Origin of the sequence: Streptomyces sp. NBC_01283 (genome assembly GCF_041435335.1) — a bacterium.
Taxonomy (GTDB): domain Bacteria; phylum Actinomycetota; class Actinomycetes; order Streptomycetales; family Streptomycetaceae; genus Streptomyces.
In genome coordinates, this window is sequence record NZ_CP108430.1 from 5,642,267 (window position 1) to 5,661,743 (window position 19,477).

A 19,477-nucleotide genomic window follows, 5' to 3' on the forward strand; every position below is an offset into this window, starting at 1 on the left:
TTCACGTACGATGGGCACTGCACCTCACCGAAGGTGGGTGTGGTGAGCAGTATCTAATTCAATAGTGGTACGCATGGGGATGATCGGTTTCGACAGCGGATGTCGAAGCAGGGGAAGCGAGCCGAGGAAGCGACAATGATCTCGTAAACCACCTGTCGCAACCAATAATCGCCAATTCCAAGAGCGATTCCCAGTCCTTCGCCCTCGCTGCTTAATTAGCAGTGAGTGAAGGACCCTTAATGGGTGTCAGCCCGGGGGTGTTCCCGACCCGGACCCTGGCATAATCTAGGGAACTAAACCATCGATCCCGGTCACGGGGTTCGATGGGAAATCAAACAGTGACTGGGCCCGTCGGAGACTTGTTCGCGAGATCACCGGGGCCGAGAAAATCGTAGCGAACTGCGCTCGGAGAAGCCCTCCTTTTGCACCGTTGGACGCGGGTTCGATTCCCGCCATCTCCACAATTCCCATGTGAGGTCAAAGCCCTCCGACCAGTGGTCGGGGGGCTTTTTCCGTGTGCGGGGCATGGAAGGGCTGGGCACATCCTCTGGGCATGTGACTCGTTACTGCATGGGAATGCAGGTTCCCAAACGGCCGGGCGGCACGGAAGCGCGGCCGAGTACGCGAGTGCAGGAGGCAGTCGCTTGGATGCCACCGTCACACTCTTAGGTTCCCTCGTCGCCAGTCTCGGGGTTCTGGGCGCGGCAGTGGTGGCGTATCTCGGCAAGCGCGGTGAGAACGCGCTCACCGGCTACTCCAGCCTCACGGAGAAGCTGCAGACCGAGCGCGACCGGCTGGAGCGGCAGGTCGCCGAACGCGACACGAAACTCGCCGAGTTAAACGCCCTGCATGTCCATGACCAGAGTGAGATCGCCAGGCTGCTCATCGACAACCAACGGCTCGGAGGCACTTCGTGATCCAGCTCGAGCGACTCCTGGCCCGCCGTTGGCGCACCGTGTTCCTCGTCTGTGTGCTGGTCGCGCTCTCCGGTGTCGCGGTGCTGCTGTGGGCCCGTATCGACGCGGGTGACCGCCGGGCCGACCGACTCGCCGCCGAGACGGACCGGCGCGGCGAGGCGGTGTCCACTCTGGCCCGTGACGTCCGCACCCTGCGCGCGCAGGTCCGCGCCCACGGCGAGACCCCGGCCGCACCGGACCCCTCCGACGCCGTCGAGGACCTCCTGTCCAGGGCGCGGGTGCCCGGCTCTCCTGGTGCCACCGGCTCGCAGGGCGAGGACGGGAAACAGGGCGAGAAGGGACCACCGGGCGTCGGCGGCCGGAAGGGGGACGCGGGCACGGCCGGAGAGCCGGGTTCCCCGGGAAAGTCCGGCGATCCGGGCCCCGCGGGGTCCGACGGCGCTGACGGCACGAACGGCGAACGGGGCCCGGAAGGTCCGGCAGGAGCGGCGGGCCCGCCAGGCTCCAACGGAGCCGATGGCGCTGACGGGGCCAACGGCTCCGACGGCGCGGGCGGCGCCTCGGGCCCCGAAGGCCCGGCAGGCCCCACGGGTCCACGCGGCGAGCGAGGCCCCAAGGGCGAGGCGGGCGCCGCGGGTCCCAGCTGCCCCGACGGCTACAGCCTCCAGCAGCCACCGGACGACCCCGACGCCCTGGTCTGCCGCCGCAACGGCGTGACCCCCGCGGACCCGGCCCCCGCCATTCTCCTCCTGGCCACCCTGCTGCCCCGCCGCCGCCCGACCCCACCGGACGCCGGACACGCCTCGACACCACTACGCCGCCGCCCGGCGCGGCTGCCCGACTGCCGCGGCTCGTCGGAGGTACCGGACTGACGGCGGGGTGCCGCCTGTCGGCCTCGGGGGCTGCGGGCGGGGGCCCGCCACCACGGTCTCGCCCCGCGCCGCTGCCGTGCGGTTTGCGGCTTGGCCGATGTACGGGACTGATGGCGGGCGGTGGGGTGCTGGGGCATCGCGCGCTCGGTCGGCGTTGCTGCCGGGTGGTTGCCGCTCGGTCGGCATACCGGACCGGCAGCGGGGTGACGTGTCGCCGTGACCTCGCCCGGCGTCGCTGCCGGGGTGTCGTCGCATGCCTGGCCGTGGGCGGGCCACCAGACGCCCCGCCCCGCCGCCGCTCGTTCGGCACCGCGGGCCGGCGGTGAGAGTGCCATGTCGGCTCGATACGTGGCCGGTGTGGGGGCTGTTGCGGGGCGGGGGAGTCGGGGATGCTGCTGGGTCATGAGTAGACCCGCGAGACGCGTCAACGCCCGTATGCGCCACTGGATCTGGCCCGCCGTGCTCGGTGTCGCGGCGGCCACCCTCTCCGCCGGTTCGCCGGCCGGTGCGGATTCCGACCGCAGCGGCCTGCCCGAAGCCATCGACACCATCCTCGGCGACCCCCGGATGGAGGGCGGCGCGGCGAGCGTCGTCGTCGCCGATGCCGCGTCCGGCGACGTGCTCTACCAGCACCTGCCCAGCGGGCGCCTGATGCCGGCGTCCAACACCAAGCTCCTGACGTCGACGGCGGCCATGGAGCGGCTAGGCCCCGACCACCGCTTCACCACCGATGTGCTCACCGATGGCAAGCGGCATGGCCGAGAGCTCGACGGTGATCTCTATCTGCGGGGCACCGGTGATCCGACCACGCTCGCCAAGGACTACGACCAACTCGCCGCGAAGATCGCCGATTCGGGCGTCCGGCGGGTCTCGGGGCGCCTCGTCGCGGACGACACCCGGTTCGACGACAAGCGCATCGGCGACACCTGGTCCGGCGACGACGAGTTCGCGTACTACGCCGCCCAGATCTCCGCACTGAGCGTCGCCCCCGACACCGACTACGACACCGGGACCGTCATCGTCGAGGGCACTCCCGGTGCGACGGCCGGGGACAAGCCCAAGGTGACGGTGACCCCGAAGACGGACTACGTAGACGTCGACATCAGCGCCAGGACCGTCCCCTCGGGCGGCCAGGACACGCTCACCATCGAGCGGAAGCACGGCACCAACACCATCACGGTCACCGGCACGGTCCCGGTGGGGGGTTCCGCCACCAAGGAGTGGATCACCGTCTGGGAGCCGACCGGGTACGCCGCCGCGATCTTCCGGGACGCCCTCAAGGCGCACGGGGTGCGCGTGAGCGGGCCGACCAAGGCCGGGCTCGCCACCCCCAAGGGCGCACGGCAGCTCGCGTCGCACGACTCCATGCCGCTCAAGGAGCTGATGATCCCCTTCATGAAGCTCTCCAACAACATGCACGCGGAGAACCTCACGAAGACCATGGGGTACGAGGCGTCCGGGCGGCCCGGAAGCTGGCCCGACGGACTCGCCGCCATCAGCGCCTACTTGAAGACCGCCGGTGTGGACCCCGGCAAGATCCGCCAGGTCGACGGCTCCGGACTCTCCCGCAAGGACAACGCCCCCGCCGACCAGCTGATCAAGCTGCTGCTCTCGGCGAAGGGCGAGCCCTGGTACGCCGACTGGTACAAGTCCCTCCCGGTGGCCTGCGACCCGGACAAGTTCGTCGGCGGCACGCTGCGCACGCGGATGTGCGGGACTCCGGCGGCCCTCAACGTACGGGCGAAGACGGGGTCGTTGACGGCGGCCTCTGCCCTCTCGGGGTACGTGAAGGACGCGGGCGGGCGTGAGCTGGTGTTCAGCATCATCCTGAACAACTACATGCCCTCCTCGGTGAAGGCGCTGGAGGACGCGATCGTCGTGACGCTCGCCAAGTCGACCGAGGACAAGGCCGTGCTCGTCAGGCCGCGCTCGGAGCGTGGGGCCGAGCCGAGCGGCGACCTGGAGTGCTCGTGGCGCAAGCCTGCGCGATGCTGAGCAGCAGCGCGCAGCACGCGGCGGTGACCGGGACCGCGTAGCCCTGGGCGGTGCCCAGGTGCTCGACCATCCAGCCGCCGCTCGCGGCGCCGCAGGCGATGCCCCCGAGGAGGCCGGTGACGGCGAGGGTCATGCCCTCGTTCAACCTGCCCTCGGGGGTGTGCCGCTGGATCAGGGTCATGCCGGTCACCATCGTCGGCGCCGTCGCCATTCCGGCGACAAGGAGAGCCCCGGCGAGCACAAGGAGCGAGCCGGTGAGCGTGGCGGCCAGCAGCGGCAGGGTCATCAGGGCTGCCATCGCGGCGACGCACAGGAGGTGGCGGCGGGGCAGGGGCCCGCTCGGCTTGAGCGTTCCGTAGAGGAGGCCCGCCGCACAGGAGCCCGCGGCCTGGAGCGCGAGGATGGCGCCCGCGGCGGCCTTGTGGCCCTGGGTGTCGGCGTAGGCGATCGTCACGACCTCCATCGAGCCGAAGACGGCACCCGTGGCGAGGAACGCGGCGAGCAGAGCGGGCATCCCGCGCGCGTGAAGGGGCGATTTCCCCGGAGCGGCCGTACGCCCCAGGGGCGGCGGTTCCGTCTCGCGCCGGGAGGCGAAGAGGAGTACGCCGGTCAGGAGCAGCACGACTCCGACGAGGGTGCCCGCCTCCGGGAAGAACGCCCCGCAGAGGAAGGCCGCGAGGACGGGGCCGAGCATGAAGCACAGCTCGTCCGCGGCCTGCTCGAAGGAGTTGGCGGTGTGCAGGGCCCGCTCGTCGTCCTTCAGGAGGTGGGCCCAGCGGGCCCGGGACATGCCGCCGGTGTTGGGCGTGGTGGCCGTCGCGGCGTACGCGGCGAACAGGGTCCAGTCGGGCGCTCCGTAGTGCACGCAGAGCAGCAGCGCGAGCGAGCCGAGCGCGGCGATCGCGGTGGCGGGGACGGCGATCCGCGCCTGACCCTGCCGGTCGACGAGCCGCGCCGTCCAGGGCGCCACGACAGCGGTCGTGGCGAGGCCCGTCGCGGTGACGGCGCCGGCGAGCGCGTACGAGCCGCGTGCTCCGGCGATCATGATGACGGCGCTGACGCTGAACATGCCCATGGGGAGGCGGGCGATGAGGTTGCCGATGGTGAAGGCGGTGGCTCCGGGTATCCGGAAGAGCCGGGCGTAGGGATTGCGGCGGCGGGGTGCTTCGGGGTCGGCGGGTTCGGCGGGCGACGGGGGTGCTTCGGGATCGGCGGGCGGCATGGGATCACCCTCACCGGGGCGGTGCCGCGCGGTCCAACACCTTCTGAGGCCCGACTCACGCACTTCCGTTGTAAGTTGCGGATCCCGCCTCCGCTCCCGCTGTAGGTTCCCGGGGTGACAGCAGAACCCCGCATACCCCGCGACCTGGAGCCCCGCCTCCTGCGCGCCTTCGTGGCCGTCTTTGAAGAGCTGCACTTCACGCGGGCCGCCGCCAGGCTGTATGTGGCCCAGCAGGCACTCAGCCGTGATGTGCGGCGCCTGGAGCGGGAGTTGGGGGCCGAGCTGTTCGTGCGGACGACGCGGCAGGTCACGCCGACCGCCGAGGGGGAGCGGCTGCTGCCGTACGCGCGGCGGGTCCTGGAGGCGCAGGACGACCTGACGGCGGCCTTCGCGCGCGGCACGGGAATCGGCGGCGCGGCCCGCCCGCTGCTCGTGGACCTGAACAGCCCGGGGCTCATCTCCGGCCGCGTCCTGGAGCGGGCCCGCGAACTCGTCCCGGAGTGCGAGCTGATGGCCCGCTTCGAGAGCGGGCTCACCGGGGCCGCCGCCGAGATCCTCGCCGGGCGCCTCGATGTGTCCTTCGGGCGGTACGCCGGGCTCGAACCGGCGCTGCGGGCGCGGCTCGCCCAGCAGCCCGTGCGCTACGAGCCGATGGCGGTGCTGCTGCCGCTGGGCCACCCGCTGGCCGAGCTCGACGCGGTGCCGCTCGGTGCGCTCGCGGGGGAGAGCGTGTACGCGGGTGCGGGAAACCCCCGGACGCTGGAGTGGACCGACCTCGCGCGTCGCCTTTTCGAGGGACGCGGGATCGAGGTGGCGGCGCCCGCACCGCTGGCGGTGGGACCCGAGGAGTTCGGACGGATCATGGCCAAGAACCGCCACCCCGTCCTCACCGCGGTGGACTTTCCGGCCATGCCCGAGTCGGTCCTGCGGCCTCTGATCGACCCCGTGCCGCTGTCACCTGTGTCGATGGTGTGGAGAAAGGGGCTCGCGCACCCGGGGGTCGACGCCCTGCGCGAGGCGGCGGCCGAGCTCGCCGCCGCCGAAGGCTGGCTGCGGAGGCCCCGAGATGGCTGGGTTCCGGCCACAGATGCACTCATCATGATGAGGCTGGACTGACGGATTAGTACGACTGTCACTGCCGTGCGCTACATTCATGGTCCGGGCGCGGTGTGATAGGGGGGCGCTCGGACCGGGTGGGGGCCTGGTCCGACGGCAAGTTGCCCGGAGCCTTGCGCGCCCAAGTCAGGTTATGTGGGGGTTGTGCGTGCGCATGGAGAATTGGCGAGAAGATGCCCTACCGGAACACACCCATGATCCGAACGAGGTCACCGTTCAGATCGACGGGGTGGGGCGACAGCTGGCGGATCTTGCCGCCCAGAGTGATCAGGATGCGCCTGACGGGCCGGTTTTCGTCGACGAGACGGGCCGCCGCAGCCGGAGGTACCGCCGGATAGGCGTGATCGTCGGCATAGCCTGCGCCGTCTACGCGGTGATCATCGTGGGCACCCTGTTCTCTGGCAACTCCAGCGCGCCCTGGCTGCCGATCAGCCCCAAGGACGAGAAGCCGGCGAGCAAGGTGGACACACCGAACAGCCCGGCCGGCTCCCTCGACCCCACGGCCTCACCCGGCTCGACCCCCTCGCCCGGCGCGTCGGAGAGCGGCAGCACCGCTCCCACCACCGGTGACGACGATCCGGCCGACCCGTCCAAGCCGGATGACGGCAAGGCCAAGCCGGGCAAGACGCCCGACCCGGACCCCACGGACGGCGGCGGCAAGCCCGACCCCGACCCCACGGGCGGCGGCAAACCCGACCCGACGGACGACCCCCCGAAGCCCGACCCGGACCCGGACCCGACGGACGACCCCATCACGCCGTCCCCTGACCCGTCGACCGAGAACCCGGGCGGCGCGGGCGGAGGCGGCGGCGAAGTCCCCGCCGTGCAGCCCGCCGCCGACCAACAGAGTCCGCTGCGCGCCCAGGCGGTCGGTTATCTGTCCCCGCGAGGCGCAGGCCAGCAGCCCTCGGAGGGCGCACAGCTATGAACACCCGCACCAACAGGGGCCGGTCCGCCGGCTCCCGTCACAGTCACGCCCAGCCCCGGGGCGGCGGAGGCGGCAGGCGCCGTGCGCAGCCCGCCCGTGGCGCCAAGCGGCGCAGGCTGCCCCTGCGCTACCTCCTGCCCCTGCTCCTCCTGGTCGCCCTGATGGCGATGCTCATGCTGCGCGGCTACACGCACAGCGAGATCCTCGCCGACCACCGCGTACGCCCGCCCGCGGCCACCGACAAGGTCCCGCAGAAGGTCCTCGAAGGCGGCGGCCCGGTCATCAACACCCGCGGCGGCCACGAGGAGACGCTGAGCGTCCCCCGCCACCGGCTCGTGCTGACCTTCGACGACGGTCCCGACCCGGAATGGACCCCCAAGGTCCTCGACGTACTGAAGAAGCACCACGCGCACGGTGTCTTCTTCGTCACCGGCACCATGGCGTCGCGCTACCCCGACCTCGTCGAGCGCATGGTGGACGAGGGTCACGAGGTCGGCCTGCACACGTTCAACCACCCCGACCTGTCGTACCAGTCCGAGAGCCGCATCGACTGGGAGCTCTCGCAGAACCAGCTCGCCCTCGCGGGCGCCGCGGGCATCCGCACCTCCCTCTTCCGCCCGCCGTACTCCTCGTTCTCCGACGCCATGGACAACAAGTCCTGGCCGGTGACGAAGTACATCGGCAGCCGCGGCTACCTCACCGTCGTCAACAACACCGACAGCGAGGACTGGAAGCGCCCCGGCGTCGCCGAGATCATCCGCCGTGCCACCCCCAAGAACGGCAACGGCGCCGTGGTCCTGATGCACGACTCCGGAGGCGACCGCTCGCAGACGGTGGCCGCGCTCGACACCTTCCTGCCCGGTCTGCAGGACAAGGGCTACCGCTTCACGAACCTCACCGAGGCGCTGGACGCCCCCAGCGCGCACGCGCCCGTCACCGGCATCGACCTGTGGAAGGGCAAGGCCTGGGTCTTCCTGGTCGGCGCCTCGGAGAAGATCACCGGCGTACTCGTCGTCGCCCTCGCCGTCATCGGCTCCCTGGTCATGCTCCGCTTCGGCCTGATGCTGCTGCTCTCCGCGGTGCACGCGCGCAAGGTGCGCAAGAAGGGTTTCCGCTGGGGCCCGGACATCACCGAACCGGTATCAGTCCTCGTCCCCGCCTACAACGAGGCCAAGTGCATCGAGGCCACGGTCCGTTCGCTCATGACGAGCGACCATCCCATCGAGATCATCGTCATCGACGACGGCTCGTCGGACGGCACCGCGCTGATCGTCGAGGGCCTTCGCCTCCCGAACGTACGCGTCGTACGCCAGCAGAACGCGGGCAAGCCGGCCGCCCTCAACCGCGGCATAGCCAACGCCCGTTACGACCTCATCGTGATGATGGACGGCGACACGGTCTTCGAGCAGTCCACCGTGCGCGAGCTCGTGCAGCCGTTCGGTGACCCGAGGGTGGGCGCCGTCGCGGGCAACGCGAAGGTCGGCAACCGGGACTCGCTGATCGGCGCCTGGCAGCACATCGAGTACGTGATGGGCTTCAACCTCGACCGCCGGATGTACGACATGCTCGGCTGCATGCCGACCATCCCCGGCGCCGTCGGGGCCTTCCGGCGCTCGGCGCTGGAACGGGTCGGCGGCATGAGCGACGACACGCTCGCCGAGGACACCGACATCACGATGGCGATGCACCGCGACGGCTGGCGGGTCGTGTACGCCGAGAAGGCACGCGCGTGGACCGAGGCGCCAGAGACGGTGCAGCAGCTGTGGTCGCAGCGCTACCGCTGGTCGTACGGCACGATGCAGGCGATCTGGAAGCACCGCCGCTCGGTGATCGAGTCCGGGCCCTCGGGCCGCTTCGGCCGCGTCGGCATGCCGCTGGTGTCCCTCTTCATGGTCCTGGCGCCGCTCCTCGCACCCCTGATCGACGTGTTCCTCCTCTACGGCCTCGTCTTCGGCCCCACCCAGAAGACGATCGCCGCGTGGCTCGGCGTGCTCGCCGTCCAGGCGGTGTGCGCGGCGTACGCCTTCCGGCTCGACCGCGAACGCATGACCCATCTGATCTCGCTGCCCCTGCAGCAGATCCTCTACCGGCAGCTGATGTACGTCGTGCTGCTGCAGTCCTGGATCACCGCCCTGACCGGAGGCCGCCTTCGCTGGCAGAAGCTTCGGCGCACGGGAGTCCTTGGAACCCCGCCCTCGATTCCGCAGCAGCGGACGGGCAGCCCTGATCGGAGGCCCGTCGCATGACCCATCCCACGCAACCGCTGCCGCAGATGCCGCCGCCCCCCGGCCTGGGAGGCCCGGCGGCCTACGCCCCTGCGCCCCCGGCCGCGCCGGTTCCCGCCGCCCCCAAGAAGCCGGGCCGCGACCGCTACTTCGACGTGCTGCGCTCCCTGGCCCTGGTCCGCGTCGTCATCTACCACCTGTTCGGCTGGGCCTGGCTGACGATCATCTTCCCGTCCATGGGCGTGATGTTCGCGCTGGCGGGCGCGCTGATGGCACGCTCGCTGAAGCGCCCGGCGTGGGGCGTGATCAGGGGCCGCATCCGCCGCCTGCTCCCGCCCATGTGGGCGTTCAGCGCGGTGGCGCTGTTCCTCCTGTTCTACGGCGGTTGGAACGTCACCAAGGACCCGGACCACGGGGGCACGTGGGGCCTGGTCAGCATGCTCAACTACGTGTTCCCGATCGGCGCCCCGCCCTTCCCCTGGCACATCGGGGACAAGGCGGGCCTCCTGGAGGACACCTGGCCGGCCCAGGCCGCGGGCCCGCTCTGGTACATCCGCGCGTACCTCTGGTTCGTGATCGCGTCGCCGCTGCTGCTGTGGGCGTTCCGCCGGGTCCCGTGGGCGACGCTGTTCGCGCCGCTCGCCCTGACGGCCGTCCTCGCGACGGAGATCGTCAAGATCCCCGGCGAGACGGGCAACGCGGTGTCGGACTTCGCGGTGTACGGCAGCTGCTGGGTCCTGGGCTTCGCCCACCAGGAGGGCGTACTGGCCCGTGTCCCCCGCTACTTGGCGGTCTCCGTCTCCGCCCTGATCATGGCCTTCGGCCTCTGGTGGGCCTCGGGCCACCTGGGCCCGGACGGCTGGGACCTGAACGACATCCCCCTCGCCCAGGCGGCGTGGTCCTTCGGCTTCGTCGTCATCCTCTTCCAGTACTCCCCGTCGTGGCAGGAGCTCCCGGGCCGCCTGAAGCGCTGGGACAAGCTCATCACCCTGTCCAACAACCGAGCGGTGACGATCTACCTCTGGCACAACCTCCTGATCATGGCCACGGTGCCGATCATCGACCTGGCGTACGACCTGCCGTTCATGGAGAACGAACGCTGGAGCTCGGCACTCGACACGACATACATGGTGTGGATGACGGTCCTGGTCTGGCCCTTGATCGGCCTGATGGTCCTGGCGGTGGGCTGGATAGAGGACTTCGCGGCGAAGCGGAGTCCGAGGCTGTGGCCCAACGGGGCGAAGTCGGGGAAGGGGCGGAGGGCTCGGTAGGGGAACGCGCTTGCGGTGGGCGGGGCTTGTGTGGGGGTGGTGGGTAGTGGATGTTGGGGAGTCGGCGGGGGCAGGGGGTCTTCGCTGGGCTCTGTGAAGAGCCGGACAGCGAGGGGACCCGAACCGACATGACCCAGCCTCCCGGCCAGCCGCCGCAGGACGGATTCGGCCCACCCCAGCAGCCGCCCGCCGGGCCCTATGGGGCTCCGCCGCCTCCGCCGCAGCCCGACGGGCAGAATCCGTATGCGGGGCAGGGGCCGTACGGTGGGGCGCCTCCTCAGCAGCCGCCCGGGTATGGGCAGCCGCCCGGGTATGGGCAGGCTCCGCAGGGACCTTATGGGCAGCAGCCCCCTTACGGGCCGCCTCAGTCTCCGGCCCCTTACGGGGGCTATCCGCCGCCGCCTCCCCCGGGAGGTTCCCGTAAGCAGCGGCTCGCCCTGATCGTCGGGGGCGTGGTCGTCGTTGCCGCGCTTGTCGGTGGTGGGGTCCTTCTTGCCACCGGTGGTGACGGCGACGACGAAGGTGGCGGTGGGAAGAAGCCGCAGGCCGACAAGAGCGTTTCGGCCGGGCCCTCCGCCGAGCCCTCCGCGTCCGAGCCGGAGGCGCTGCCCTCCGAGGATCCGACCACCGAAGACCCCCTGGGCGGGGACGACAAGACCCGGCCCGCCGGTGACACCGGGTACCAGGGGCAGTGGCAGAACGCCGAGAGCAAGACCCTCACCATCGGGTCCAAGCTGACCTCGGGCCAGGGCAAGGGCAAGCATTCGGTGTCCTACATCGACGCGGGCGGCGACGGCCTCTGCATGGGGCTCGGCCAGGAGCAGGACGGCACCGGCTTCCGTATCGCCCTCAAGTGCGGCACCGGCGACGACGCGAAGTACGTCTCGGCGAACCTCACCCAGGCCGACGACGAGGTGACCATCAAGTGGGACAAGGGCGGCGGCAGCGACGTCCTGCCCTGGATCAACAGCGCCTGACCCCGTCTGACCTCGCCTGACCGGGGCTCAGTAGCCTGCCGTGAAGCGGGTCCGGACATGCCTCGGGGTCTCCGCCTCGTCCAGGAGCGCTGTCGCCAAGTCCTCCATGGAGATGGAGGAGTTGTTCGTCTCGTCCACGAGCAGCTCGTCCAGCCCCAGGCGGAACGTTCCCGTGCGCGTGCCCGGCTCCAGGACCGCGGACGGGCTCACGTACGTCCAGTCGACGTCCGTGTCCGCCGTACGGACCGCCTCGTACTGGTCGTTGGACGCCTGCGCCATGTGCCGCCACGCCGTGGGCACGTACGTCGGGTCGTCGATGGCCAGGACCCCCTGCGTGCCGGGCACCGTCAGGCTGCCCGCGCCGCCGACGATCAGCAGGCGCACACCGGTGCCGGCCAGGCCCTCCAGGAGTGACTTGGCGACGGCCGCGTGCTCGTGTTCCCGGCCCTGCGCCGGTCTCGTGGCGTTGATCACGAGGTCCTGGTCCGTGCTCAACTCCGCGATGGAGTAAGGGTTCTCGGCGTCGCCCGTGCGGTGGGTGGCCGCGGGGTGCAGCTCGGGGTAGCGGGCCGCGTCGCGGACCACCGCCGTCACCTCGTGCCCACGGGACAGGGCCTCCGCGACCACTCGGCTTCCTACGTTTCCCGCGGCTCCGAAGACGGTGATGCGCATGACCTCAGCTCCTTGATGACTGGGGGATGGGGGTGGTGGGGGGCGGATTTGCTTGTCCGGTGGGTACTTCCGTTACTTCTGCTGTGCTCGCCTCGCGCCACCGCTCTGGCCCAGCAGCACGCTCCCCAGTACCAGCACCAGGCCGCCAAGTTGCCAGGTCGTCAGGGTCTGGCCCAGGAGCAGGAGGCCGGCGAGCGTGGCCACCACCGGGTTGGTCAGACCGAGGAAGGAGACGGACGAGGCGGGGAGGCGTTCGATGCCGCGGAACCACAGGGCGTACGCGATCGCCGTACCGATCACCCCGAGGTACGTGTACCCGGCGATGTTGGCGCCCGTGAGGTGGTCCGGCAGGCCCTCCGCGGTGAGGGCGATGGGGGCCAGGATGAGGCCGCCCGCCGTCAGTTGCCAGCCCGTGAGGGTGAGGAGCGAGACCCCTTCGGGGCGGCCCCAGCGCTTGCTGAGCACCACCGCGAGGGCCATCAGCGTGGTCGCCGCCAGCATCGCCGCGATGCCCGCCGGATCCACCGCCGCGCTGCCGCGCAGGACCAGCAGGGCCACTCCCGCGACACCCACGAGTCCCGCGAGGAGCGTACGGCCGGACGGGCGTACCTTGAGCACGCCGATCCCGAAGCCCGCCACCAGGAGCGGCATGACGGCGCTGACCGTCGAGGCGACACCTCCGGGGAGGTGGTACGCGCCGAAGAAGAGGAGCGGGAAGAACGCCCCGAAGTTCAGCACCCCGAGCACGGCCGCCTTCCACCACCAGTCGCCGCGCGGCAGCCGCCGGGTGAGCGCGAGGAGGATCAGCCCGGCGGGCAGCGCGCGCAGGGCCGCAGCCAGCAACGGGCGGTCGGCGGGCAGGAGTTCGGTGGTCGTGACGTAGGTGGTGCCCCAGGTCGCCGGGCCGATGGCCGCGAGGCCCGCGGCAGCGAGGGCGTAGGTCCGCGGCGCCGGGGACGCCGGGAGTGCCGGAACCGCGGGGACGGAGCGGCCCTGGCCGGTCGGGCGGTGGGCGGTCGGGCGGTGGGCTGTGGTTGCGCGCGGGCTGTGGATGGACATGGTTACTCCCCCTCGACTCCTCAACGCTGTTATTCTCAACGTTGAGGTAAATATGTACCCCAGGTCTGCGAACGTCAAGTATCTGAACGTTGAGATATTGCGCGGGGTCGGCCTGTCGAGAGAGGAACGCGGAAAATGGCTGAGCTTGAGCCCGAGCCGTCGAAGGAAGCCGACGCCATCGACGAGCTCCGCGGCCAGTGGCGAAGGGAGCGCCCGGACCTGGACCTCGCCGCGCTGGACGCGATGGCCCTGGTGGGCCGCATCAAGCGCGCCGACCATCTGTTGAGCAAGGGCATGAAGAAGGTCTTCGTCGAGTACGGGCTGGAGTTCGCGGAGTTCGACGTCCTCGCCACGCTGCGACGGGTCGGCGCCCCGCACGAACTGACCGCGGGCGGCCTCCTGAAGACGGCGATGGTGACCTCCGGTGCCATCACCAACCGCCTCGACAAGCTGGAGCGCAAGGGCCTGATCGAACGCCGCCCCGACCCGGCCGACCGCAGGGCCATCCGCGTCCGCCTCACCGAGGCGGGCCTGAACCTGGTCGACCGCGCGGTGGTCGACCACATCACGAACGAAGAACGCATGCTCGCGGCCCTGACCCCCGAGGACCGCGGCGCCCTCGACGGGGCGCTGCGCAGGCTGCTCGTATCCCTGGGGGACACCCACCTGGGCTGAGCCCCTCGCCGCCGCGCCCCTCACCGCCCACCCCGCCCCCAGGTGAGAGCGAAGTTCCCCCGTGGTCACCGCGTGCCACAGGGCTGAAATGCGGCCTCCCTACCTTCGGGCCATCAGCCATCAGCCGCCGGCTGTGGAGATGCGGAGGTCTGGCATGTGGATCCAACGGTGGGACCCGGAAGACGGGAAATTCTGGGAGGAGGAAGGGGAGCGGGTCGCCAGGCGAAATCTGGTGTTCTCGATCCTCTCGGAGCACATCGGGTTCTCCATCTGGACCCTGTGGTCCGTGATGGTGCTCTTCATGGGGCCCGAGTACGGGATCGATCCCGCCGGAAAGTTCTTCCTGGTGTCCATGGCGACCCTCGTCGGGGCCGTCGCCCGCGTCCCGTACACCTTCGCCGTCGCCCGCTTCGGCGGACGCAACTGGACGATCATCGCGGCCAGCGCGCTCCTCGTCCCGACCGTCGCGGCCTTCGTCGTCATGGAGCCCGGGACCTCGTACACCACCTTCATGCTGTGCGCCCTGCTCACCGGCGTCGGCGGCGGCAACTTCGCCTCCAGCATGACCAACATCAACTCCTTCTTCCCGCTGCGGAAGAAGGGGTGGGCGCTCGGGCTCAACGCCGGTGGCGGCAACATCGGTGTGCCCGTCGTGCAACTCGCCGGACTCGCGGTCATCGGAGCGGGCGGCGGGCCCCGCGTGCTCCTGGGGATCTACATCCCCTTGATCTTCGTCTCCGCCCTCTGCGCCGCCCTCTTCATGGACAACCTCGCCACGGTGAAGAACGACACCGGCGCCGCGAAGGAGGCCGTCCGGGACGCACACACCTGGATCATGGCCTTCCTGTACGTCGGGACCTTCGGGTCCTTCATCGGCTACAGCTTCGCCTTCGGGCTCGTGCTCCAGACCCAGTTCGGCCGTACGCCGCTGCAGGCCGCCGCCGTCACCTTCATCGGGCCGCTGCTCGGCTCGCTGATCCGGCCCGTGGGCGGGCGGCTCGCCGACCGGTTCGGCGGGGCCCGCATCACGCTGTGGAACTTCGTCGGCATGGGCGCGGCCACCGCCGTCGTCGTCATCGCCTCCATGCGGGAGTCGCTCGCCCTCTTCGTCGCCGCCTTCGTCGTGCTCTTCGTGCTCACGGGGCTCGGCAACGGGTCGACGTACAAGATGATCCCCGGCATCTTCCAGGCCAAGGCCCTGCAGAAGGGGCTCCAGGGGGAGGCCGCCGCGGCTTACGGACGGCGGCTCTCCGGGGCCTCCATGGGGCTCATCGGCGCCGTCGGGGCCCTCGGCGGGCTCGGGATCAATCTCGCCTTCCGGCAGTCCTTCCAGACCGTGGGGTCCGGGACCGGTGCCTTCGTCGCCTTCCTGGCCTTCTACGCCGCCTGCTTCTGCGTCACGTGGGCCGTATACCTTCGCCGCCCGGCGGCGACGCAGGACTCCGGGCAGACCCCGGACGCGGAGACGAAGCCCCAGCTCACGTACGCGGAAGTCTGACGGAGGGGTGGCCGTAGCCTGGTGTAACACGTACGACATCGTGATGATCCGGGGTTGTCACGGGCCGTTGGCAGGCTCGTCCAACCCCGGCCCATCCATCACGCGGTACTAGCGGGACGAGAGCAGCTGCCATGCACGCGACCCCTCAGAACGGTCACCAGAACGCCCCACTCGCCGGATTCACCGTCGGCGTCACCGCCGCCCGGCGCGCCGACGAGCTCGGTGCGCTGCTCCAGCGGCGTGGTGCCACCGTCCAGCACGCTCCCGCACTGCGCATCGTTCCGCTCGCCGACGACAGCGAACTCCTCTCCGCCACCAAGCAGTTGCTCGACCACGCGCCCGACATCGTGGTCGCCACCACCGCCATCGGGTTCCGCGGGTGGGTCGAGGCCGCCGACGGGTGGGGCTTCGGGGAGGCGCTCCTGGGGTGTCTGAGGGGCGTCGAGCTGCTGGCCCGCGGGCCCAAGGTCAAAGGCGCCATTCGCGCCGCCGGGCTCACCGAGAAGTGGTCGCCCTCGTCCGAGTCGATGGCGGAGGTGCTCGACCGGCTGCTCGCGGAAGGCGTCGACGGCAAGCGCATCGCGCTCCAGCTGCACGGCGAGCCGCTGCCCGGCTTCGTCGAGTCGCTGCGCGCCGGGGGAGCGGACGTCGTGGGCGTGCCCGTCTACCGGTGGATGCCGCCCGAGGACCTCGCGCCCGTCGACCGGCTCCTCGACGCCACCGTCGCGCGCGCCGTCGACGCGCTGACCTTCACCAGCGCGCCCGCCGCCGCGTCCCTGCTGGCCCGCGCCGAGGACCGCGGGATGTCCGCCGAGCTCCTCGCCGCCCTTCAGCACGACGTCCTGTCCGCCTGTGTGGGGCCGGTCACCGCGCTGCCGCTCCAGGCCCTCGGTATCGACACCGTGCAGCCCGAACGCTTCCGGCTCGGCCCTCTCGTGCAGGTCCTCTGCCAGGAACTGCCGTCCCGCGCCCGTACGTTGCCCCTCGCGGGGCGCCGCGTCGAGATCCGCGGCCACGCCGTCCTGGTCGACGACGAGCTGCGGCCCGTGCCGCCCGCCGGCATGTCGCTGCTGCGGGCCCTCTCGCGGCGCCCGGGATGGGTGGTCTCCCGCGCCGAACTGCTTCGGGCGCTGCCCGGCGCGGGGAGCGACGAGCACGCCGTGGAGACCGCGATGGCCAGGCTGCGTACGGCACTTGGCGCCCCGAAGCTCGTCCAGACGGTGGTCAAGCGCGGCTACCGGCTCGCGCTCGACCCGGTCGCCGAGTCCAAGTACGCGGACTGACCGGCCCGTTCACTCCTGCCGGACCTGCCGAACAGCACCAGCGCCCGCACGAGCAGCGCCGCCGAGAGGGTGCAGAGCACGGCCCGCACGACGTTCCACGCCACCCACGCGTCCTCGAACTTCTCGCGCACGGCGGCCGGATCGGAGATCTTCGCCGGATCGCCGGCGTTCATGAGGTCGTCGTTCAACGGCACGTTCACGAACGACGTGAGCGCGAACGCCACGACGTAGACGACGAGCGCCGCCACCACCCACCGGTGCGGCCCCGTCCCGCGCAACTGCCAGGCGGAGACGGCCGTGAAGAGCAGGGCCCCCATGAAGCTCGCGAAGAAGACCGGATTCTGGATCACGTCATTGATGTTCTGCATGACCTCGATGTAGACGCGGTCACGGCTGCGCCCGAGGGCGGGCATCACCGCGCAGGCGAAAACGTAGAAGGCCCCGGCGATCAGGCCCATGGTGACGGCGGCCGCCCCCAGAACGACTCCGGCGGTGCCCCGTACCCGACTGTCCGTCCCACGTGTGTCTGTCATGGGACCGAGTCAAGCGGGTGGGCGCGCTCCTGACCATGGTTCTGCGGCGCACTGCCATAAGCGGGCGTCTCACCCAGGCCCGGTGGCAGGGGTTCCGCACCCGCCCGAGGCGAGGCACTGTAAGGGGGAGCACTCACCGGTAACCCCACAAGGCGGTGACAGGCGCATGGCACTGGGCATGGACCCGGCCACGTACGAGCTGCGATTCGACTCCGGGCGGAGTTGTCTGGACCTCGTGGCGACGAACCATCCCGTGGAACGGCTCGACTCCGTGGACCGGCTGCTCGCCTGGCTCGCGGGTGCCGGGCTCATCCCGGATCGCACGGCCCTGCCGGGAGCGACCCCGGTCTGGCTCGTGGCGTTCCGTGAACTGCGGGCACAGGTGGAGCAGTTGGTGCTCGCCGAACTGGCGGGGCGGCCCGCCGACACCCCGCTGGCCAGGGTCAACGCCCTCGCGGTGCCGGCCCCGCCCGCCCCGCGCGCCGTCCGCACCCCCGAGGGCGGCCTCGTCCGCATCCTCGACGGCGCCCCCGGGTGCGCGGCCCTGCTCGCCGCCGTCGCCCGCGACACCGTCGACCTGCTCACCGACCCCGCCGCGCGCGCCCTGCTGCGCCAGTGCGAGGGCGACACCTGCCCCATCGTCTACCTGGACACGTCACGCGGGCGCCGCCGCCGCTGGTGCTCCAGCGAGGTGTGCGGCAACCGGGAACGGGTGGCCAGACACCGGCGGCGGGCGGCGCTCGCGCGGGCCTGATCAAAATTCTTCCGGGCGCGGCTGAACACGGCCGCTCCCGTGTACGTACATCCCCGGTGAGCCAGCCAAGACGAAGAGCGGACACCGGAGGCAGACGTGCGCAAGGATTCCGCCGTGGCCGATGAGCGCCCGCAGGAACGCCCGCACCGACATCGTCTGGTCCCGCAACGCAACGGACCGGACGAGGAGTTGATGCGCGCCCTCTACCGCGAGCACGCGGGGCCACTTCTCGCCTATGTGCTCCGTCTGGTGGCGGGAGACCGGCAGCGCGCCGAAGATGTCGTACAGGAAACGCTCATCCGTGCCTGGAAGAACGCCGGTCAGCTCAACCGTGCGACCGGTTCGGTACGCCCCTGGCTGGTGACGGTCGCCCGGCGCATCGTCATCGACGGCCACCGCAGCCGGCAGGCCCGGCCGCAGGAGGTCGATCCGTCGCCGCTGGAGGTCATCCCCGCGGAGGACGAGATCGATAAGGCGCTGTGGCTGATGACACTCTCGGATGCGCTCGACGACCTGACTCCCGCCCACCGGGAGGTACTTGTCGAGACCTATTTCAAGGGGCGTACGGTCAATGAGGCGGCCGAGACACTGGGTATACCGAGTGGGACGGTGCGCTCGCGGGTCTTCTACGCGCTGCGTTCGATGAAGCTGGCGCTTGAGGAGCGGGGGGTGACGGCATGAACGAGTCCTACGGACATGACGCGCGGGGCCATGCGGAAGCGGGCGACGTGCACGAGACCGTCGGCGCCTACGCCCTCGGCATCCTGGACGACGCGGAGGCCACGGCCTTCGAGGCGCATCTGGCGGGCTGCGAGTTCTGCGCGCACCAGCTGGAGGAGTTCTCCGGGATGGAGCCGATGCTGTCCGCGCTCGCGGACTTTCCGGAGGCACGCGGTGTACCGGCGATCGGCGAACAGCTCGCCGCGAGGCCGAGCCCGCGCCTCGCGGACCGGCTCGTGGACGAGGTCTCCGTCAAGCGCGCGCAGAAGCGCAGGCGCGGCATGTACCTGGTGGCGGCAGCGGCCGCGCTGATCATCGGCGGGCCGCTCACGGTCCTCGCGGTGAGCGGCGACGGCGGTTCGAAGGACGTGGCGGGCGAGCCGCACCCCACGAGTCCCGCCGAGGACGCCTTCTTCAACCACATGAGCGACAAGATGAAGGCCACGGACCCGACGACCAAGGTCAGCGCCACGGTCGGCACGGAGGAGAAGGCCTGGGGCACGCACGCGGTCCTGGAGCTGAAGAACGTGAAGGGCCCGCTCAAGTGCTCCCTGGTCGCCGTCGGCAAGAACGGCGAGAAGGAGACGGTCACCACCTGGTCCGTCCCGAAGTGGGGCTATGGCATCAAGGACAGCCCGAACAAGTGGGCGCGCAGCCCCCTGTACGTCCACGGGGGCGCCGCGATGGACCGCAACGACATCGACCACTTCGAGGTCACCACCTTGGACGGCAAGCGCCTGGTGGAGGTCGACGCGTAGGA

General features: G+C 70.8%; 18 protein-coding genes and 1 other RNA gene. 15 read left to right on the plus strand and 4 right to left on the minus strand.

All coding sequences use genetic code 11. From position 1 onward, the window contains the following. The first annotated feature begins 75 nt into the window (after positions 1-75). The 4 genes from ssrA to dacB all read left to right on the plus strand — a co-directional run bounded on the left by ssrA (position 76) and on the right by dacB (position 3,784). Positions 76-464, plus strand: a transfer-messenger RNA (tmRNA) gene (gene ssrA / locus OG302_RS25655). Between the two features lie 180 nt (positions 465-644). Next, positions 645-917 carry a hypothetical protein gene (locus tag OG302_RS25660; protein WP_371528923.1) on the plus strand — a complete coding sequence of 91 codons (273 nt, stop codon included), beginning with the start codon at positions 645-647 and terminating at the stop codon, positions 915-917. Continuing rightward, complete coding sequence (locus tag OG302_RS25665; RefSeq protein ID WP_371528924.1) at positions 914-1,789, plus strand: collagen-like protein; 876 nt, start codon at positions 914-916, stop codon at positions 1,787-1,789. The genes OG302_RS25660 and OG302_RS25665 overlap by 4 nt, the downstream gene beginning before the upstream one ends. A gap of 402 nt (positions 1,790-2,191) precedes the next feature. Next, on the plus strand, positions 2,192-3,784 hold the full coding sequence (gene dacB / locus OG302_RS25670; protein WP_371528925.1) for a D-alanyl-D-alanine carboxypeptidase/D-alanyl-D-alanine-endopeptidase: 1,593 nt from the start codon (positions 2,192-2,194) through the stop codon (positions 3,782-3,784). Here the strand turns inward: dacB and OG302_RS25675 are convergent. Then, positions 3,708-5,006 carry an MFS transporter gene (locus tag OG302_RS25675; RefSeq protein WP_371528926.1) on the minus strand — a complete coding sequence of 433 codons (1,299 nt, stop codon included), beginning with the start codon at positions 5,004-5,006 and terminating at the stop codon, positions 3,708-3,710. The genes dacB and OG302_RS25675 overlap by 77 nt on opposite strands. Positions 5,007-5,120: 114 nt before the next feature. Here OG302_RS25675 and OG302_RS25680 point away from each other — a divergent pair, with 114 nt between their 5' ends. The 5 genes from OG302_RS25680 (at position 5,121) to OG302_RS25700 (ending at position 11,523) form a co-directional block, all read left to right on the plus strand. Then, on the plus strand, positions 5,121-6,122 hold the full coding sequence (locus OG302_RS25680) for a LysR family transcriptional regulator (RefSeq protein ID WP_371528927.1): 1,002 nt from the start codon (positions 5,121-5,123) through the stop codon (positions 6,120-6,122). Between the two features lie 340 nt (positions 6,123-6,462). Beyond that, a complete protein-coding gene (locus OG302_RS25685) occupies positions 6,463-7,050 on the plus strand; it encodes a hypothetical protein (RefSeq protein ID WP_371528928.1) in 588 nt (195 codons plus the stop codon). Next, positions 7,047-9,296: a glycosyltransferase gene (locus OG302_RS25690; protein ID WP_371528929.1), complete on the plus strand. Its 2,250-nt coding sequence runs from the start codon at positions 7,047-7,049 to the stop codon at positions 9,294-9,296. The genes OG302_RS25685 and OG302_RS25690 overlap by 4 nt, the downstream gene beginning before the upstream one ends. Beyond that, positions 9,293-10,546, plus strand: coding sequence for an acyltransferase (locus OG302_RS25695; protein WP_371528930.1), 1,254 nt, complete (start codon positions 9,293-9,295; stop codon positions 10,544-10,546). The genes OG302_RS25690 and OG302_RS25695 overlap by 4 nt, the downstream gene beginning before the upstream one ends. 452 nt (positions 10,547-10,998) lie before the next feature. Beyond that, positions 10,999-11,523, plus strand: a complete 525-nt coding sequence (locus OG302_RS25700; protein ID WP_371528931.1) for a hypothetical protein — start codon at positions 10,999-11,001, stop codon at positions 11,521-11,523. A 27-nt stretch (positions 11,524-11,550) separates the two neighbouring features. Here the strand turns inward: OG302_RS25700 and OG302_RS25705 are convergent, their stop codons facing one another. Continuing rightward, a complete protein-coding gene (locus OG302_RS25705) occupies positions 11,551-12,195 on the minus strand; it encodes an NAD(P)-dependent oxidoreductase (protein WP_371528932.1) in 645 nt (214 codons plus the stop codon). Positions 12,196-12,267: 72 nt separating this feature from the next. Then, positions 12,268-13,254 carry an EamA family transporter gene (locus OG302_RS25710; protein ID WP_371528933.1) on the minus strand — a complete coding sequence of 329 codons (987 nt, stop codon included), beginning with the start codon at positions 13,252-13,254 and terminating at the stop codon, positions 12,268-12,270. Between the two features lie 135 nt (positions 13,255-13,389). Between OG302_RS25710 and OG302_RS25715 the strand changes: the two genes are divergently transcribed. The 3 genes from OG302_RS25715 to OG302_RS25725 all read left to right on the plus strand — a co-directional run bounded on the left by OG302_RS25715 (position 13,390) and on the right by OG302_RS25725 (position 16,710). Beyond that, positions 13,390-13,929, plus strand: coding sequence for a MarR family winged helix-turn-helix transcriptional regulator (locus OG302_RS25715; RefSeq protein ID WP_371528934.1), 540 nt, complete (start codon positions 13,390-13,392; stop codon positions 13,927-13,929). A 139-nt stretch (positions 13,930-14,068) separates the two neighbouring features. Continuing rightward, positions 14,069-15,427: a nitrate/nitrite transporter gene (locus tag OG302_RS25720; protein ID WP_371528935.1), complete on the plus strand. Its 1,359-nt coding sequence runs from the start codon at positions 14,069-14,071 to the stop codon at positions 15,425-15,427. Between the two features lie 131 nt (positions 15,428-15,558). Continuing rightward, complete coding sequence (locus tag OG302_RS25725; RefSeq protein ID WP_371528936.1) at positions 15,559-16,710, plus strand: uroporphyrinogen-III synthase; 1,152 nt, start codon at positions 15,559-15,561, stop codon at positions 16,708-16,710. Here the strand turns inward: OG302_RS25725 and OG302_RS25730 are convergent. Continuing rightward, positions 16,662-17,243: a DUF1772 domain-containing protein gene (locus tag OG302_RS25730; protein ID WP_371528937.1), complete on the minus strand. Its 582-nt coding sequence runs from the start codon at positions 17,241-17,243 to the stop codon at positions 16,662-16,664. The genes OG302_RS25725 and OG302_RS25730 overlap by 49 nt on opposite strands. 166 nt (positions 17,244-17,409) lie before the next feature. Here OG302_RS25730 and OG302_RS25735 point away from each other — a divergent pair, with 166 nt between their 5' ends. From OG302_RS25735 to OG302_RS25745, 3 genes are all read left to right on the plus strand, one after another. Further along, on the plus strand, positions 17,410-17,997 hold the full coding sequence (locus tag OG302_RS25735; protein WP_371528938.1) for an ABATE domain-containing protein: 588 nt from the start codon (positions 17,410-17,412) through the stop codon (positions 17,995-17,997). Between the two features lie 96 nt (positions 17,998-18,093). Then, a complete protein-coding gene (locus OG302_RS25740; protein WP_344521853.1) occupies positions 18,094-18,678 on the plus strand; it encodes a sigma-70 family RNA polymerase sigma factor in 585 nt (194 codons plus the stop codon). After that, on the plus strand, positions 18,675-19,475 hold the full coding sequence (locus OG302_RS25745; RefSeq protein ID WP_371528939.1) for an anti-sigma factor: 801 nt from the start codon (positions 18,675-18,677) through the stop codon (positions 19,473-19,475). Before OG302_RS25740 ends, OG302_RS25745 begins: the two co-directional genes overlap by 4 nt. Positions 19,476-19,477: the final 2 nt, after the last annotated feature.

What these genes read in the sequence shown, in the direction of transcription:
- OG302_RS25745 (WP_371528939.1), top strand. Translation starts at nt 18,675, where the DNA reads ATGAACGAGTCCTACGGACATGACGCGCGGGGCCATGCGGAAGCGGGC.
- OG302_RS25710 (WP_371528933.1), bottom strand. Translation starts at nt 13,254, where the DNA reads ATGTCCATCCACAGCCCGCGCGCAACCACAGCCCACCGCCCGACCGCC.
- OG302_RS25725 (WP_371528936.1), top strand. Translation starts at nt 15,559, where the DNA reads ATGCACGCGACCCCTCAGAACGGTCACCAGAACGCCCCACTCGCCGGA.
- OG302_RS25695 (WP_371528930.1), top strand. Translation starts at nt 9,293, where the DNA reads ATGACCCATCCCACGCAACCGCTGCCGCAGATGCCGCCGCCCCCCGGC.
- OG302_RS25690 (WP_371528929.1), top strand. Translation starts at nt 7,047, where the DNA reads ATGAACACCCGCACCAACAGGGGCCGGTCCGCCGGCTCCCGTCACAGT.
- OG302_RS25730 (WP_371528937.1), bottom strand. Translation starts at nt 17,243, where the DNA reads ATGACAGACACACGTGGGACGGACAGTCGGGTACGGGGCACCGCCGGA.
- dacB (WP_371528925.1), top strand. Translation starts at nt 2,192, where the DNA reads ATGAGTAGACCCGCGAGACGCGTCAACGCCCGTATGCGCCACTGGATC.
- OG302_RS25735 (WP_371528938.1), top strand. Translation starts at nt 17,410, where the DNA reads ATGGCACTGGGCATGGACCCGGCCACGTACGAGCTGCGATTCGACTCC.
- OG302_RS25715 (WP_371528934.1), top strand. Translation starts at nt 13,390, where the DNA reads ATGGCTGAGCTTGAGCCCGAGCCGTCGAAGGAAGCCGACGCCATCGAC.
- OG302_RS25675 (WP_371528926.1), bottom strand. Translation starts at nt 5,006, where the DNA reads ATGCCGCCCGCCGATCCCGAAGCACCCCCGTCGCCCGCCGAACCCGCC.
- OG302_RS25720 (WP_371528935.1), top strand. Translation starts at nt 14,069, where the DNA reads ATGCGGAGGTCTGGCATGTGGATCCAACGGTGGGACCCGGAAGACGGG.
- OG302_RS25705 (WP_371528932.1), bottom strand. Translation starts at nt 12,195, where the DNA reads ATGCGCATCACCGTCTTCGGAGCCGCGGGAAACGTAGGAAGCCGAGTG.